This window comes from Actinomadura madurae (assembly GCF_047130825.1).
Taxonomy (GTDB): Bacteria; Actinomycetota; Actinomycetes; order Streptosporangiales; family Streptosporangiaceae; genus Spirillospora; species Spirillospora madurae.
The window spans coordinates 5881893-5897394 of record NZ_CP083237.1; the positions used below are offsets into that span (position 1 = coordinate 5881893).

Sequence of the window (15502 nt, forward strand, 5' to 3'; positions counted from 1 at the left end):
ACAGGCCGGATCCGGAGCGAGAAAGATCCTGCGAATCGGCCCCGGAAGGCCAACCTTCGCGGGACCATGGACGTCTAGAGAGTGCGTCGGTCCCGGAGAGCCGGCCGTCACGCCTTCCGGGCCGGACGGGAACAACGGGCCGTTCCGCAAGCGATCTTGATGCCGTCCCGCGTCACGCGGGCCAGGCGGGCTGTTAAGGGAGAACGGTGCGAGGTAAGGCGTTGGTGATGGCGCTGGTCCTGGGGCTGGCGGCCGCGTGCGGTGGCGGTGACGGCGGCGAGGGCGCGGCCGGGACCACCGCGAAGAACGGGGACGGCGCTCCCCAGGTGACGATCACCCCGGCGAACGGCAGCGGCCGGGCCCGTCCCGACCAGGGCGTGACGGTCAGCGCGGCCGGCGGCACGCTCGGCGCCGTGTCGGTGAAGCTGCGGGGCGCGGCCGTCCCCGGCACCCTGTCCGCCGACAAGACCATGTGGCGCTCGAAGTGGACCCTGCAGCCCGGCGGCGCCTACCAGGTGTCGGCGACGGCGACGTCCTCGAACGGCAAGTCCACCAGCGCGAACAGCGCCTTCCGCGCGAGCCGCGCGACGGCCGCCACCCGCGTCAACAACCTTGTGCCGAGCCAGAACGAGACGGTCGGCACCGGGATGCCGGTGTTCGTCCAGTTCAACAAGGCCGTGCCGGAGAAGGCCAAGCCCGCCATCGAGCGCGCCATCGAGATCTCCTCGACCACCCCGACGGAGGGCGCCTGGCGCTGGCTGAGCGCCGGCGAGTCCTTCAACGGCCTCCCGTCGGTCGTGTTCCGGCCGAAGCAGCCGTGGAAGCCGCGCCAGCAGGTGACCGTCAAGGTCCACTACGCGGGCCTGAAGATCGGCGACAACGTGTACGGCGACCGGGACGTCGTCCGCACCTTCAAGATCGGCGACTCGCACACCGTCAACATCAACGCCAAGACCCACCGGGCCGTGGTGAAGAAGAACGGCCGGACGGTCCGCACCTGGGGCGTGAGCCTCGGCTCGGGCGGCGACGTGCAGGCCGACGGCGTCGACCACCTGCTCACCACCAGCGGCGTCCACCTGACCATGGACCACGTCCGGCTGGAGCGGATGCGCCCGCCCGGCAAGAAGAAGGGCGACCCGGGCTGGTACGACGAGAAGGTCCCGTGGGCGACCCGCATCTCCAACAGCGGCGAGTACATCCACCAGAACATGGACGACCCGTCCTGCCTCGGAAGGCGCAACTGCAGCCACGGCTGCGTCCGCTCCCCCGCGAACGACGCGCAGTGGTTCTTCCACTGGTCCTACCGCGGCGACCTGGTCACCATCAGCGGCACCAAGCGCAGCCTCCAGTGGACGAACGGCTGGGGCTACTGGCAGGTCCCCTTCCCCAAGTGGACCAAGGGCAGCGCCCTCGGCACCTCGGTCACCACGACCCCCCTCGCCTGACAGGTTCCGGAAGCCCGTGGTGAGCGGGGGCTAGTCTGCTGGTTCCAGCGGCCTTGCGAGCACGGGGTGGGCGGTGGCCTCGAAGATCGTCCTGCACATCGGTCTCCAGAAGTCGGGGACGACGTTCCTGCAGCACGTGCTGCAGGCGGGCGGTGAGGCGCTCGCCGAGGCGGGGGTGCTCTACCCCGTCCCGCCGGACTGGGAGCGCGGGAAGCGGACCGTGGCCAACCACGAGTGGCCGAGCTACGGGCTGCTCGGAACCGAGTTCCCCTGGGTGTCGCGGGAGCGGGCGGCCGAGGAGGCCGGCTCGTGGAAGGCGCTGCTGGACGAGGTGAACGCCTGGCCGGGCACGGTGCTGCTGTCGGCCGAGGCCCTGTCGGTCGTCCGCAGGCCCGCCGTCGACCGGCTGATGGACGCGCTCGGGGCCGGCGACGTCGAGGTGGTCGTCACGGCGCGGAGCCTCGGACGGTCGCTGCCCTCCCTGTGGCAGCAGCACGTCCGCAACGGGCGGAGCGCCGGCTTCGCGGGCTATCTCCGGACGCTGGCGGAGCAGCGGAGGGCGGGCTGGGAGCGCGTGGAGGAGGAGCCCGCGCTGCACCTCTGGCGGGCGTTCTCGCTGAGCCGGCTGGTCCGCCGCTGGTCGGAGGCGGGCGCCGCGCGCGTGTCCGTGGTGACCACGCCCGGCCGGCCCCCGGAGCTGCTGTGGCGGCGGTTCGCGGAAGCGGCGGGCCTGCCCGGCCTGGACGGGGTCCCCGCCCTGACCGGCCGGCAGGCGCACACCGGTCTCACCGCCCCGGAGACGGTGGTGCTCTCGGCCATGAACGCGGCCATCCGCGAGAGGTCGTGGAGCGGGCAGAACGCCGACTGGGTGCGGCAGGTCGTCACGGAGCGGTTCCAGGCGCGCGGAGACCGCGGCGGCAGGGCCGTCATCCCGCCCGAGTGGCGGCGCCGCGTCGCCGGGTGGAGCGAAGAAGACCTCCGGGGGCTGCCCGGGACGTCCGCGCGGATCGTCGGTGACGCCGGCGACCTGCGGTACGACCCCGGCCGGGAGGACGGGTCCGCGCCGACCGCCGAGGAGGTCGGGGCGGCCGGCGCGGAGGCGGCGGTCGCGCTCGCGGAGGCCGCCCTCGACGAGTCGTTCGTACGGCGCAACGTCCGGCGCGTCCGGCGCAGGCTGCGCTGAGCGCTTTCGGTCGGGCCCGGTCAGTCGAGGCAGAACTCGTTGCCCTCCGGGTCGGCCATCACGATGTGGCCGAAGCCGAGCGGCGGCGCGGGCTCGTGGCGGTCGAGGCGGGTGGCGCCGAGGGCGACGAGCCGCGCGGCCTCGGCCTCCAGCGCCGCCATCCGGGCGTCGCCCTCCAGGCCGGGCGCGGCGCGCACGTCGAGGTGGACGCGGTTCTTGGCCCGCTTGCCCTCCGGCACGCGCTGGAAGAACAGCCGCGGCCCGGAGCCCTCGGGGTCGACCACCGCCGAGGCGTCGTTGCGGCGCTCGGGCGGCACGCCCAGCGCCTCCAGGGCCTCGTCCCAGGACGCGAAGTCCCCGGGCGGGTCCTGCAGCCGGTAGCCGAGGACCTCGGCCCAGAACGCGGAGAGCGCGGCCGGGTCGGCGCTGTCGAAGGTGATCTGGACGTCGCGGGCCATGTCAGCTCGCCTCCCGGTGAGTGTGCAGGTAGAGGTCGCGGAGCAGGCAGACCTCGGACAGATGATGGATCAGCTCGCGGTTGATGTGCAGGACCAGCGCCGACAGCGGATATTCGGCGTACGCCCCCTCCGCCTCGCCGCACGGCTCGGCGAGGCCCGCCTCGTCGAGGGACTCGACGCCGGCCAGCCATGTGGCGTACTCCGCGTCGAGCTGGTCCAGCGCCTCGGCGGCGGTCGCGGCGTACTCGAACGACCCGTAGTCGACGGGCGCGCGGCCGAAGTGCGCGGCGCTGCGCATCGCGAGCACGCCGGCGATCACGTGCCCGAGCCGCCAGGCGATCGTGGTGAACGGCGCCGGGTCGGGCGCGGGGAACGCGAAGTCGATGGTCATCGCGCCGGCCCCGGCCGCCATCGGCGTGGTTCCGGTGCCGCGCGGGCGGACGCTCCAGCAGTCCGGCACCGGCTCCCAGAAGTACTCGTCGTCGGTGAGCCCGTCCAGTCGGTCGCGCAGCTGGTTCGTCCAGTGCCAGTTGATCTGGTCTCTGAGCTGCTGGTTCCAGGTCTGATCGGCCATGGGTCCAGCGTTCCCCATATCGCGGACAGAATCCTTCCGCGATCCGTGGGACGATGGCCGCGTGACCGTCGAGGCGACGACCGAGCGGGTGCTGCGGCTGCTGGCGCTGCTGCAGCGCAGGGCGTCCTGGACCGCCGCCGAGCTGGCCGCCGAGCTGGACGTCACGGACCGCTCGGTGCGCCGCGACGTGGAGCGGCTCCGCACGCTCGGCTACCCCGTCCAGGCGACGTCGGGCGTCGGCGGCGGCTACCGGCTCGGCGCCGGCACCCGGCTGCCGCCGCTGCTCCTGGACGACGCGGAGGCGATCGCGACCGCGGTGTCGCTGCGGATGGCGTCCGGGGGGACGGTCGCCGGCGCGGGCGAGGCGGCGCTGCGGGCGCTCGCCAAGCTCGACCAGGTGATGCCGCCCCGGCTGCGCGGCGAGGTGCGGGCGGTGCACGGCGCCACCGAGACCCTCGTCGGCCCGGGGGTCGAGATCGACGCGGAGCTGCTGGTGACGCTCGCGCGCGCCTGCCGCGACGCCGTCCGGGTGCGGTTCGGGTACGCGGGCCGGGACGGCGGGGAGCGCGAGCGCACGGTCGAGCCGGTGCGGATGGTCGCGACCAACCGCCGCTGGTACCTGATGGCCTGGGACGTCGACCGCGACGGCTGGCGCACCTTCCGGCTGGACCGGATGCGCGAGGTGACGGCGACGACCTGGCGGTTCCGGCCGCGGGAGCACCCGGACCCGGTCGCCTACGTGCAGCGGTCGGTGACCGCGGCGCCGTACCGCCATGTCGCGCGGGTGCGGCTGGACGCCCCGCCCGACCGGGTGCGGGAGCTGGTGCCGCCCCAGGTAGGGCGGGTCGAGGACGAGGGCGGCGGGCGGTGCGTGCTCGTCGCCGGCGGCGACGACCTGGACTGGCTCGCCGTGCACGTGGTCCGGCTGGGCTTCGACGCGGAGGTGCTGGAGCCCCCGGAGCTGCGGGAGGCCGCCGCCCGGCTCGCCCGCCGCCTCGCGGCGATGGCCGCCGGCGACGGCTGACGGCCCGGTGGAACGGGTCAGGCGGGATCGCGGGCCGAGCACATACACTTGCGGTATTTGCTGACTTCACCTGTTCGCGTTTGTGAGGAGAGGTTCGACGCCATGACCGCAGCTCAGGGGCCGACGACCGCCGAGGAGCTGCGCGGTGCCGGGCTGCGCGTGACGGCCGCCCGCGTCGCGCTGCTGGAGACGGTCCGGGTCGGTGACCATCTCGGCGTCGAGGCGATCGCGAACGGCGTGCGCGACCGGGTGGGGCACATCTCGCTCCAGGCCGTCTACGAGGCGCTGCACGCGCTGACGGCGGCCGGGCTCGTGCGGCGGATCCAGCCGGGCGACAGCCCGGCGCGGTTCGAGGGGCGCGTCGGCGACAACCACCACCACCTGGTGTGCCGCGACTGCGGCGCGCTCAAGGACGTCGACTGCGCCAAGGGCGAGCCGCCCTGCATGCATCCGGTGGACGACGGCGGCTACCTGGTCGACGAGGCCGACGTGACGTTCTGGGGGCTGTGCCCGCGCTGCCGCACCGAGGCCTGAGACGGCGACGGCCCGGACGTCCGGGTGTCCGGAACGTCCGGGCCGTCGAGGCCGTCCGGGCCGACCCCCGCGAGGGCCGGGCCCGGACGAGCGGGTCAGATCAGGTCGAACCGGTCGAGGTTCATGACCTTGTCCCACGCCGCGACGAAGTCCTTGACGAACTTCTCACGGGCGTCGTCGCTCGCGTAGACCTCGGCGAGCGCCCGCAGCTCGGAGTGCGAGCCGAACACGAGGTCGGTGCGGCTGCCGGTCCACTTGACCTGGCCGGAGGCGTCCCGTCCCTCGAAGGTCTCCTGGTCGGAGGACGTCGACTTCCACGTGGTGCCGAGGTCCAGCAGGTTCACGAAGAAGTCGTTGGTCAGGACCCCGGGGGTCTCGGTGAGGACGCCCAGCGACGAGCCCTTGTAGTTGGCGCCGAGGACCCGGAGGCCGCCGACGAGGACCGTCATCTCGGGCGCGGTGAGGGTGAGCAGGTTCGCCTTGTCGAGCAGCAGGTACTCCGCCGGGAGGCGCAGGCCCTTCCCGAGGTAGTTGCGGAAGCCGTCCGAGGTCGGCTCCATCTCGGCGAACGACTCCTCGTCGGTCTGCTCCTGGGAGGCGTCGGTGCGCCCGGGGGTGAAGGGCACCTCGACGGTGTGGCCCGCGTCCCTGGCGGCCTTCTCGACGGCGGCGCAGCCACCGAGCACGATCAGGTCGGCCAGCGAGACCTTCTTGCCGCCGGTCTGGGCGCTGTTGAAGCTCTCCTGGACGCCCTCCAGCGCGCGCAGGACCACCGCCAGCTGGTCGGGCTCGTTGACCTCCCAGCCGTTCTGCGGGGAGAGCCGGATGCGGGCGCCGTTGGCGCCGCCGCGCTTGTCGGTGCCGCGGAAGGACGAGGCCGCCGCCCACGCGGTGGAGACCAGCTGCGCGACCGACAGGCCGGTGCCGAGGATCTGCTGCTTGAGGGCGGCGACGTCCGCGGCGTCGACGAGCTCGTGGTCGACGGCGGGCACCGGGTCCTGCCACACCAGCGTCTCGGACGGGACCTCCGGGCCGAGGTAGCGCTGGACCGGGCCCATGTCGCGGTGGGTCAGCTTGAACCACGCGCGCGCGAAGGCGTCCGCGAACTCCTCCGGGTTGTCCTTGAAGCGGCGCGAGATCGGCTCGTAGATCGGGTCGAAGCGCAGCGACAGGTCCGTCGTGAGCATGGTCGGGTGGGTCCGCTTGGACGGGTCGTGGGCGTCCGGGACGGTGTCGGCGCCCGCGCCGTCCTTCGGCCGCCACTGGTGCGCACCGGCCGGGCTCTTGAACAGCTCCCACTCGTACCCGAAGAGGATCTCGAAGAAGCTGTTGTCCCACTGGGTCGGGGTGTTCGTCCAGATGCCCTCGAGGCCGCTGGTGATGGTGTCCCCGCCCTTGCCGGTGCCGTAGGCGTTCTTCCAGCCGAGGCCCTGCTGCTCCATCGGGGCGCCCTCGGGCTCGGCGCCGACGTTCTCCGCCGGGCCGGCGCCGTGGGTCTTGCCGAAGGTGTGGCCGCCGGCGATCAGGGCGACGGTCTCCTCGTCGTTCATCGCCATCCGGCGGAACGTCTCGCGGATGTCGCGGGCCGCCGCGATCGGGTCGGGGTTGCCGTTCGGGCCCTCCGGGTTGACGTAGATCAGGCCCATCTGGACGGCGCCGAGCGGGTTCTCCAGCTCGCGGTCGCCGGAGTAGCGCTCGTCGGCGAGCCAGGTGGTCTCGGGGCCCCAGTAGACGTCCTCGTCGGCCTCCCAGACGTCCGCGCGGCCGCCGGCGAAGCCGAACGTCGTGAAACCCATGGACTCCAGCGCGACGTTGCCGGTGAGGATCAGCAGGTCGGCCCAGGAGAGCGCCTGGCCGTACTTCTTCTTGACCGGCCAGAGCAGGCGGCGGGCCTTGTCGAGGTTGCCGTTGTCGGGCCAGCTGTTGAGGGGCGCGAAGCGCTGCTGGCCGGACCCGGCGCCGCCGCGGCCGTCGTGGACGCGGTAGGTGCCCGCGCTGTGCCACGCCATCCGGATCATGAACGGGCCGTAGTGGCCGAAGTCGGCGGGCCACCAGTCCTGCGAGGTCGTCAGCACCTCGGCGATGTCCCGCTTGACGGCGGGCAGGTCGAGGGTCTGGAACGCCTCGCGGTAGTCGAAGTCCTCGTCGAGGGGGTTGCGCTCGGCGCCGTTCTTCGCGAGGAGCTTCAGGTTGAGCTGGTCGGGCCACCAGCCGCGGTTGCCGCCGCCCTGGGTCGGGTGCGGGGCGCGCTCGTGCGCGACCGGACACTCACCCGCGCTCGCGGTGTTGGTGTCGTAGACGTCGGCCTGGCCGTTGTCAGCCATGTCGATTCCTTTCCGGGCCGTCTGTGGGTGAGCCTGTATCTCTGGCGGTGGAGCAGTCGGGGCACAGGCCCCAGTAGACGACCTCGGCCTCATCGATCGTGAAGCCTCGGTCGTCGGAGGCGGTCAGGCACGGCACCTCGCCGACGGCGCAGTCGACGTCGGCGATGGCGCCGCAGGACCGGCACACAACATGGTGGTGGTTGTCCCCGGTCCGCGACTCGTAGCGCGCCACGGAGCCGGAGGGCTGGATGCGCCGCAGCAGACCCGCGGCCGTCAGCGTGTGCAGCGAGTCGTACACGGCCTGGTGCGACACCGTGGGGAGCTCCGTGCGGACGGCGCGGATGATCGAGTCCGTGTCCGCGTGCGGCCGCGCGTGCACCGCGCCGAGCACGGCCACCCGCGGGCGGGTGACGCGCAGGGCGGCGCCGCGCAGCATCGCCGGAAAGTCCGAGGGCGTCGACACGGAGGACAGCTTGGCCCACTTTCTGGAATGAGTCAAGAATACGCGCGAATCCAGTGAACGCGGGCGGCCGGCCGATCACCGCGCCGGCCCGGTGGTCCCGAGGGGGAGGTGCGAATCAGGACGTTTCACTAGGATGCTCGCGTGCGCGAAGATCAAGGGGTCTGGCCGGACGCGGCCGGTGACGACGTCATGACCGCGCCGCTCCGGCTCCCGGCGGGCGGGCCGGAGGACCAGCAACCGGCGGAGGCGGTCGTGGAGCGCAGCAGCGAAGTCGATTCCGTGCCGGTGCGCGCGTTCGGCCAGGACGTCGAGCGGCTCGGCGAGCTGGTGGCCCAGCTCGTGACGACGGCCGGGACGCTCGGCGAGCGGCTGGACGGCGAGGTCCGCGAGGTGCTCGGCAGCGCCGAGAAGGCCCTGGCCGAGGCGCGCGGCGCGCGGCAGGAGGCCGCCGAGGCCGACGCCCGCGCGGCGGAGGCCGAGGCCCGCGCGGAGGCGGCCCGCAAGGAGGTCGCCGAGGCGCAGGAGGAGCTGCGCAAGGGCCTCGCCACCGCGAAGGCGAGCGTCACGGCGGCGCAGGAGAGCGAGGCCAACGCGTGGAAGGAGGCCGGCGCCCACCAGCAGGCGCGGGCCACGTCCGCCAACGAGGCCGCCAACGCCGAGGGGCTCCGCAAGCGCGCGGAGGCGGCGTGGAGCACCGAGCACCAGGCCCGCGTCGACGCCGAGCGCGAGCGCGACGACCTGGCCACGCGGCTGTCCGCGGAACAGGCGGCGCTGGCCACCGCGCGCACGGACCTCGCCGACGCCCGCACCGAACTGGAGGGCCTGCGCGCCAGGCTGGAGGAGGCCGCCGAGGCCGAGCGGCGGCTGCGGGCCGAGCTCAGCGTCGTCCAGGGCGAGGTCGCCGGGCTGACCGTGGAGCGCGACTCCGCCGCGACGCGGGCCGTGGAGCTGGCCTCGCGCGCCGACCGGGCCGAGCAGCTCGCCGACGCCGCGGACGCGCGCATCGACGCCGAGCGGGAGCGCGCCGACCGGGCCGAGCAGCGCGCGGACGCGGCGGAGATGCGCGCGGACGCCGCCGAGATCCGCATCGACCGCGACGCCGCCACCGCCCGCGCCCTGCAGGACACGCTGCGGGCGGCGCTGGACCTCCCGTCCATGGAGGACGTCACCGGCGGCCGGCGCGGGGTGCAGGTGGGCGACACGGGCGCGGTCACCGTCCAGCCCGGCGGGCTCATCGGCGTCGACGAGGTCCCCGAGCTGATGGACGGCGAGCTGGCCGGCCGGTTCGCCCGCGCGATCCTCGCCGTCCGCGTCCACCAGGCGACGCGCCGGACCGCCCACGAGCCGCCCGCCGCCGAACCGGCCGCCGAGCCCGAGCCCGAGGCCGAGGAGACGGCGTCCGAGGACGAGTAGCGCCGCCCGCCCGCGTCATCTGAGCGCGGCGGGGGCGCCCTTTGGAACGACCGGCCTGTCGGGCATGACCCGCTCGACGCGCTCGTAGGCGGCGCCGGGCTCGGGCCGCGGGTCCTTCTGCCCCCGGTTCGGCCAGAACGCCATCGCGCGCTCGGCCTGGGCCGTGATGGTGAGGGACGGGTTGACGCCGAGGTTCGCGGTGACCGCCGAGCCGTCCACGACGTGCAGGCCGGGATGGCCGTGGACGCGGTGGTACGGGTCGATGACGCCGGTCTCCGGGGTCTCCCCGATGACGCAGCCGCCGATGAAGTGCGCGGTCGTCGGGATGTTGAACAGGTCGAACCACGTCCCGCCCGGGGTGGCGTCCAGCTCCTCGGCGAGCATCCGGACCGCGTCATGGGCGACCGGAATCCAGGTGGGGTTCGGCTCCCCGTCGCCCTGTCGCGCGACGAGCCTGCGGCGGCCGAGGCGCCCCCGCTTCTCGCCGAGGGTGATGGAGTTGTCGGCTGTCTGCATGACGAGGGCGATGACGGTCCGCTTGGCCCAGTCCCGCAGGGACAGGCCGCGCAGGATGATCGTCGGGTGCCGGGCGGCCAGCCCGAGGAACTTCAGCCAGCGGGGCGGGCCGCCGCCGTCCACCAGCAGCGTCCGGATGACGCCCATGGCGTTGTTGCCCGCGCCGTAGCGGGTCGGCTCGATGTGGGTCTTGTCGTCCGGGTGGAAGGACGAGGTGATGGCGAGCCCGGTGCTGTGGTCGACGTCCTTCTTGCGGTGCCAGACGGTCATCCGCTCGACTCCGAGGAGCGCCTCGGAGTTGGTGCGGGTCAGCTCGCCGAGCCGCGGCGACAGGTGCGGGAGGCGGCCGGCCGCGCGCATCCGGTGCAGGAGGCGCTGCGTCCCGTACGTCCCGGCGGCGAGGACGACGTGCTCGGCGGTGAGCGTCCCGCGGCGCCTGCGCAGCGGTGCCGTGCGCTCGGTCGCGACCTCGTGGCCGCCCCCGGCCCGCGGCGTGAGACCGACGACGGTCGTGTCGGGAATGACCTGCACGCCCGCCCTCTCCGCCAGGTACAGGTAGTTCTTGGTCAGCATGTTCTTCGCGCCGACCTTGCAGCCGATCATGCAGGACCCGCAGCCGGTGCACGTCGTCCGGCGCGGGCCGGCGCCGCCGAAGTACGGGTCGCCGGCGTCCTCGCCCGGCTTCTCGCCGAAGAGCACGCCGACCGGCGTCGGATGGTAGGTGTCGCCGGCGCCCATCCGGTCCGCGACGCGCTTCATCGCCTCGTCCGCCGGGGTGACGAGCGGGTTCGTGGTGACGCCGAGCATGCGCCGGGCCTGGTCGTAGAAGGGCTTCAGCTCGTCCTGCCAGTCGGTGATGTGGCCCCACTGGCGGTCCTTGAAGAACGGCTCCGGCGGGACGTACAGGGTGTTCGCGTAGACCAGCGACCCGCCGCCCACACCGGCCCCCGCGAGAACCAGCACCCCGGCCTTGCCGCCCACCAGGTGGACGCGCTGGATACCGCGCATCCCCAGGCGCGGCGCCCACACGTACTTGCGCAGCCGCCAGGACGTCTTGGGGAGGGTGTCCTCGTCGAAACGGCGTCCGGCCTCGATCACGGCGACCCGGTAGCCCTTCTCGACCAGCCGCAGCGCCGACACGCTGCCGCCGAACCCCGAACCCACCACGATCACGTCGAAGTCGAAGCCGTCCTCGGCCACCGCGCACACCACCTTCGTCGGGGGAACGAAGGGCCCGAGTGTGGCCTTCCGGACCGTCGCACACCATGCACACAACGCAACGATTCTCCGGCGCGTTTATCACCCGATTGACAAATCCGGCCCCGCGCGCAGAGCGAGCGCACCACTACACTCCGGCTCAGCGGCTGCCGTCTCGGAGGATCGTGTGCCCTTGCCCCCCATATCGACGGAGTGCCCTCTGAGGCTGAGGCACGAGACGGGCCGCGTACCGGACGAGAAGCGCAGGACGCTGACCCATGTCTCCTTTGTCGACAGCACCCGCCAGGTGCGGCGTCCGGAGCAGGGCAAGGCCAGAGAAGTCGTCGTGTGCGATCACTGTGGCCGGAGTACCGAGTTCACCGTTTTCAGCGTCAAGCGCGCGCAGCGGATGCGCACCTTCTGGTTCGCGCTCCTGCTGCCCCTGCTGGTGCTCGCCGTGGCGTCGCTCGTCCTGGTCTTCACCATGTTCACCGGTGTCGGCCCGGGCTACACCGACGGCCTGCCGACCTGGGCCGGGGCCACAGTGATCGCCTCCGGTATCGCGTCCATGTGGGCCATCGGTTTCATCCTCTTCTTCCTGTCGGATGAATTCGGCGTCAGAACCCGCTACCGATGGCGATACACCGGCCAGACGGTCACTCCCGACACGGAGCGCGGGACCTTTATCGGGAAATGCGTGGGGACCTGGCTTGAGCCGGGCCGGTCACACGGCCCCGACACGACATTGTGAGCCGACGGCCTTAGACGATGTCTTCGGGGAGGAGGGTGACGAGTTGGTCCGTGGTGAGCTCCGTACCGGAGTTGGCGAGTTGCTCGGTGCGGCGGGCGTGGGCGGTCACGGCGGCGCGGAAGAGCTTGTCGACCTCGCGGCCGTTGCCCTGCCGGAACTTGTCGCGGTTCGCCTCCAAGTGGGCGGCCAGGGCCTGCCTCGTCGGGTCCGGGACGCGGTAGTCCGCCGCCTTGGCCTTGCCCTCGAAGATGGAGATGAGGCCGTCGACGGGGTACGGCGCGAAGGTCAGGGTGCGGGCGAACCGTGACGCCAGGCCCGGGTTGGTGGCCAGGAACCCCTCCATCTCGGAGGTGTAGCCGGCGGCGATCACGATGACCTCGTCGCGATGGTCCTCCATCAGCTTGACGAGCGTGTCGATGGCCTCCTGGCCGAAATCGTGGCCGCCCCCCTGGCGAGACAGGGTGTACGCCTCGTCGATGAACAGCACCCCGCCGCGGGAGCGCTGGAACACCTCGGTGGTCTTCTGCGCGGTCTGCCCGACGTACTGGCCGACCAGGTCGGCCCGTGCCGTCTCGACGACCTGTCCCTGCGCGAGGACGCCGAGCGCCGCGAGCAGTTCCCCGTACAGCCGGGCCACCGTCGTCTTACCTGTTCCCGGGGGACCGGCGAAGATCAGGTGTCCGGTGAACGGCTCGGCCTCCAGCCCGGCCGCGCGCCGCCGCCGCGCCGACGCGATCAGGTCCAGCAGGTCGCCGATCTCGCGCTTGACCTCGTCCAGGCCGGTCATCGCGGTCAGCCGCGCCTGGACGGAGCGGACCTGCCCGGGGTCGCGGGCCTCCCCGAACCGCGCCGCCAGGCCGGTGTCGACGTCGAGATCCGCCGCCACCAGCAGGGACAGATCCTCGGCGGACGGCAGCTCCTCCAGGTCGGCGAAGCGCTGCGCCTGCCGCTCCACCGCCGCCTCGAACACCTGCCGCGCCGCCCGCCCGTTCCCGAACGTCGCGTCCCGCTTCACCGACGCGAAGTGTTCGAGGACCGCCTGCCGCGCGTCGTCGGCGAGCCGGTACCCGGCCTTGCCGGCCTGCGCCTCGACGATCTGGACGAGCTCCCCCGGGCTGTAGTTCTCGAACTCGACCGTCCGGGAGATCCGCGACTTCAGACCCGGGTTGGCGGCCAGGAACTCGCGCATCTCCGCCGAGTACCCCGCCGCGATGACGACGACCTCGTCGCGGTGGTCCTCCATCAGCTTGACGAGGGTGTCGATGGCCTCCAGCCCGAAGTCGGTGCCGGACGCCGTGCGCGACAGCGTGTACGCCTCGTCGATGAACAGCACGCCGCCCTTCGCGCGCTCGAACGCCTCGGTCGTCCGCAGGGCCGTCCCGCCGACGTTCTCCGAGACGAGGTCGCCCCGGCTCACCTCGATGACCTGGCCCTTCTCGACCACACCGAGCGCCGCCAGGATCCCGCCGTACAGCCGCGCGACCGTGGTCTTGCCCGTTCCGGGCGGGCCCGCGAACACCATGTGACGCCCGATCGCCGGGCCGGGCGGCAGCCCGGCGGCGCGCCGCCGCTCGGCGACCTTCTGCAGGTTCGTCAGCTTCCGGATCTCGCGCTTCACCCCGGCGAGCCCGATCATCGCCTCCAGCTCGGCGAGCAGCGCGTCCGCCTTCGTGCCGCTCTTTCCTTCCGGGGCGGGCGCCCCGGTCTTGGGCTCGGCGGGTGCCTTGCTCGCGGGCTTCTTCGCGGGCGCCGGTCTGGCGGCGTCCTTCGTCTCGCCGGTCTTGACGGGGGTGTCGAACCGGTCCGGCCGGCCGTTGCGGACGCTCGTCAGATCGCTGACGACGACTTTCGCCTCGACGGAGGCGGCGATGCCCCGGCCGGCGTTGTCGGTCACCGAGCATTCCCGGATGGAGAGCTGGGCCCCCGGGTCCGCGGCCACGCCGGCGACCTTGTTGCCGCTGACCGTCACCCCCTCCAGTATGCCGACGCCCTCGCCGCCCAGCCCGAAGCCGACCTTGTCCGCCTCGGCGACCCGGCCCCGGACGAGCATGACCCTCGCCTTCTCGGTGACGGACACGCCGTTGGCGCCGGCTCCGACGACCTCGCAGTCCTGGAGGATCGCCTCGCTCTTGGTCGCGATCAGCCCGGCCCGCTTCGACGCGTCCACCCTGACCCGGCGCGCGGTCAGGACGGCGCCGTTCAGCACCCATACGCCGTCGATCCCCGCGTCCGAGATCCGGGTGTCCTCCGCGTCCGCCTTGCCCTTGTCCCGCACGACCAGGGCCGTCTCACCCGCGTTCTGGATCGTCGAGGTGCGGATGGTCGCGCTCGCGTGGTCGTCGACCACGATCCCGGACTTGCCCGGACCGCTGATCGTGCACTGCTCGAGCACCGGCCGGGACCCCTCGGTCGCCCAGATGGCGTGCTGGGCCGCGTCCTCGACGCGGCACGACCGCAGCATCACCGAACTGCCGCTGCGGATCGCGACCGCGTTGCCGGTCGCCCCGGTGAGGACGGTGTTCTCCAGGGCCCCGGTCGAGGCGCTGTACACGACCGCGCCCTCGTCCACCTTGCAGTTCCGCAGGTAGAGCCGGCCGCCTTTCGACGTCCGCACGGCGATGTTGGACCGTGACACGAACTCGCACTGGTCCGCGATGACGGACCCTTCGTCGAGTTCCACCGCGGTGCCCTCGTCGCTCCAGTTCCGGACGATCAGTCCTTGCAGCACGACCTGGCCCGTGACTTCGATCGTGGCGGCGCCACGGCCGTCGAGCGTGACCGACCCCAGCCCCGCCGCGGCCTCCATGAAGAAGTCGCCGGTGCTGCGAAAGCCGGTGTTCGGGTACGAACCCGGCTCGATCACGATGTGCCGTCCGGGCGGTGCGTTCGCCGGCAACGGCGCGTTGAGCGCCTCCAGTACGGTTCGGTACGCCCCGGGGGAGGTCTGTGACACGACCAGACGATGCAAGCTCGGCTCCTCACGATCACCGCAATCGTGCCATGACGTGTCCCCAGATCATGCAGTCGTGCCAGGTATCGCGGTCGGGGTCGGTCGCCTTCCAGGCTCGGCAGTGGCGCGGGAGACGTCGTTCGTACCGGTATCCGGCGCGGTCGGCCAGACGCAGCGAGGGGGTGTTGCCGGGCTCGATCTCAAGCCAGATCCGGTCCAGGCCCAGGTCGTCGTACGCCCAGCGGGTCAGTGCGCCGACACCGCGCAGGGCCAGTCCTCGGCGGCGGTTCTCCGGCCGCACCCAGTAGGCGAGTTCGGCGCTGCGCGGGCCGTCGATCATCAACCCCAGGGCACCGAGCAGGCGGTCGTGCATGAGGAGCCCGTAGGACGCCTGATTTCCCGCGGCCGGATCCCAGTCGTCCAGGGCGGCGTGCGCGTCCCGAGGCGTGTAGGGCCCGGCCGGGTGCGGCCCCCAGAGCGAACGAGCCGTCTCGGTACCGGTCGCCTCGACCACGAGGGCGACGTCATGCCTGGTCAAAGTGCGCAGCCGCAGCCCCCGCCCCAGGTCGACGTCGGCGATCATTTCACCTGGCCCTGGACGTCCGGACGGCATCGGCCGCGACGTCGTAACGTAGTTGGTGTTCATGTTCATGCCGCCTACTATGCGAAC

General features: G+C 72.7%; 13 protein-coding genes. 6 read left to right on the plus strand and 7 right to left on the minus strand.

What is annotated here, in order from left to right:
• Nucleotides 1-227: 227 nt before the first annotated feature.
• Complete coding sequence (locus tag K8Z49_RS26625; protein ID WP_075024095.1) at nt 228-1445, plus strand: L,D-transpeptidase; 1218 nt, start codon at nt 228-230, stop codon at nt 1443-1445.
• 73 nt (nt 1446-1518) lie between these two features.
• Nucleotides 1519-2628 (plus strand): hypothetical protein, encoded by a 1110-nt coding sequence (locus K8Z49_RS26630; RefSeq protein WP_075024094.1) that lies wholly within the window; start codon nt 1519-1521, stop codon nt 2626-2628.
• Nucleotides 2629-2648: 20 nt separating this feature from the next.
• On the opposite strand, the gene K8Z49_RS26635 is transcribed toward K8Z49_RS26630, so the two are convergent.
• Nucleotides 2649-3086 carry a VOC family protein gene (locus K8Z49_RS26635; RefSeq protein ID WP_075024093.1) on the minus strand — a complete coding sequence of 146 codons (438 nt, stop codon included), beginning with the start codon at nt 3084-3086 and terminating at the stop codon, nt 2649-2651.
• 1 nt (nt 3087) lies between these two features.
• Nucleotides 3088-3660 (minus strand): DinB family protein, encoded by a 573-nt coding sequence (locus tag K8Z49_RS26640; protein ID WP_075024092.1) that lies wholly within the window; start codon nt 3658-3660, stop codon nt 3088-3090.
• 61 nt (nt 3661-3721) lie between these two features.
• On the opposite strand from K8Z49_RS26640, the gene K8Z49_RS26645 reads away from it, so the two are divergent.
• Together K8Z49_RS26645 and K8Z49_RS26650 are read left to right on the plus strand one after the other, a co-directional pair.
• Complete coding sequence (locus tag K8Z49_RS26645; RefSeq protein WP_075024091.1) at nt 3722-4684, plus strand: helix-turn-helix transcriptional regulator; 963 nt, start codon at nt 3722-3724, stop codon at nt 4682-4684.
• A gap of 102 nt (nt 4685-4786) precedes the next feature.
• A complete protein-coding gene (locus tag K8Z49_RS26650; protein ID WP_021597702.1) occupies nt 4787-5218 on the plus strand; it encodes a Fur family transcriptional regulator in 432 nt (143 codons plus the stop codon).
• A 95-nt stretch (nt 5219-5313) separates the two neighbouring features.
• Here the strand turns inward: K8Z49_RS26650 and katG are convergent, their stop codons facing one another.
• Nucleotides 5314-7542: a catalase/peroxidase HPI gene (gene katG, locus K8Z49_RS26655; protein WP_412515508.1), complete on the minus strand. Its 2229-nt coding sequence runs from the start codon at nt 7540-7542 to the stop codon at nt 5314-5316.
• Complete coding sequence (locus K8Z49_RS26660; protein WP_021597704.1) at nt 7535-7978, minus strand: Fur family transcriptional regulator; 444 nt, start codon at nt 7976-7978, stop codon at nt 7535-7537. Before K8Z49_RS26660 ends, katG begins: the two co-directional genes overlap by 8 nt.
• A gap of 168 nt (nt 7979-8146) precedes the next feature.
• Between K8Z49_RS26660 and K8Z49_RS26665 the strand changes: the two genes are divergently transcribed.
• A complete protein-coding gene (locus tag K8Z49_RS26665) occupies nt 8147-9418 on the plus strand; it encodes a hypothetical protein (RefSeq protein ID WP_075024090.1) in 1272 nt (423 codons plus the stop codon).
• A 15-nt stretch (nt 9419-9433) separates the two neighbouring features.
• Here the strand turns inward: K8Z49_RS26665 and K8Z49_RS26670 are convergent, their stop codons facing one another.
• A complete protein-coding gene (locus K8Z49_RS26670) occupies nt 9434-11134 on the minus strand; it encodes an FAD-dependent oxidoreductase (RefSeq protein ID WP_412515509.1) in 1701 nt (566 codons plus the stop codon).
• 304 nt (nt 11135-11438) lie between these two features.
• Between K8Z49_RS26670 and K8Z49_RS26675 the strand changes: the two genes are divergently transcribed.
• Nucleotides 11439-11882: a hypothetical protein gene (locus K8Z49_RS26675; RefSeq protein WP_412515510.1), complete on the plus strand. Its 444-nt coding sequence runs from the start codon at nt 11439-11441 to the stop codon at nt 11880-11882.
• A 10-nt stretch (nt 11883-11892) separates the two neighbouring features.
• Here K8Z49_RS26675 and K8Z49_RS26680 read toward each other — a convergent pair whose 3' ends face one another.
• Both K8Z49_RS26680 and K8Z49_RS26685 read right to left on the minus strand, forming a co-directional pair.
• Nucleotides 11893-14835, minus strand: coding sequence for an AAA family ATPase (locus K8Z49_RS26680; RefSeq protein WP_412515511.1), 2943 nt, complete (start codon nt 14833-14835; stop codon nt 11893-11895).
• 31 nt (nt 14836-14866) lie between these two features.
• On the minus strand, nt 14867-15484 hold the full coding sequence (locus K8Z49_RS26685; RefSeq protein ID WP_412515512.1) for a GNAT family N-acetyltransferase: 618 nt from the start codon (nt 15482-15484) through the stop codon (nt 14867-14869).
• Nucleotides 15485-15502: the final 18 nt, after the last annotated feature.

Excerpts from the sequence above, each read along its gene's own strand:
- K8Z49_RS26625 (WP_075024095.1), top strand. The coding sequence starts at position 228 with ATGGCGCTGGTCCTGGGGCTGGCGGCCGCGTGCGGTGGCGGTGACGGC.
- K8Z49_RS26635 (WP_075024093.1), bottom strand. The coding sequence starts at position 3,086 with ATGGCCCGCGACGTCCAGATCACCTTCGACAGCGCCGACCCGGCCGCG.
- K8Z49_RS26640 (WP_075024092.1), bottom strand. The coding sequence starts at position 3,660 with ATGGCCGATCAGACCTGGAACCAGCAGCTCAGAGACCAGATCAACTGG.
- K8Z49_RS26650 (WP_021597702.1), top strand. The coding sequence starts at position 4,787 with ATGACCGCAGCTCAGGGGCCGACGACCGCCGAGGAGCTGCGCGGTGCC.
- katG (WP_412515508.1), bottom strand. The coding sequence starts at position 7,542 with ATGGCTGACAACGGCCAGGCCGACGTCTACGACACCAACACCGCGAGC.
- K8Z49_RS26660 (WP_021597704.1), bottom strand. The coding sequence starts at position 7,978 with ATGCTGCGCGGCGCCGCCCTGCGCGTCACCCGCCCGCGGGTGGCCGTG.
- K8Z49_RS26685 (WP_412515512.1), bottom strand. The coding sequence starts at position 15,484 with ATGAACATGAACACCAACTACGTTACGACGTCGCGGCCGATGCCGTCC.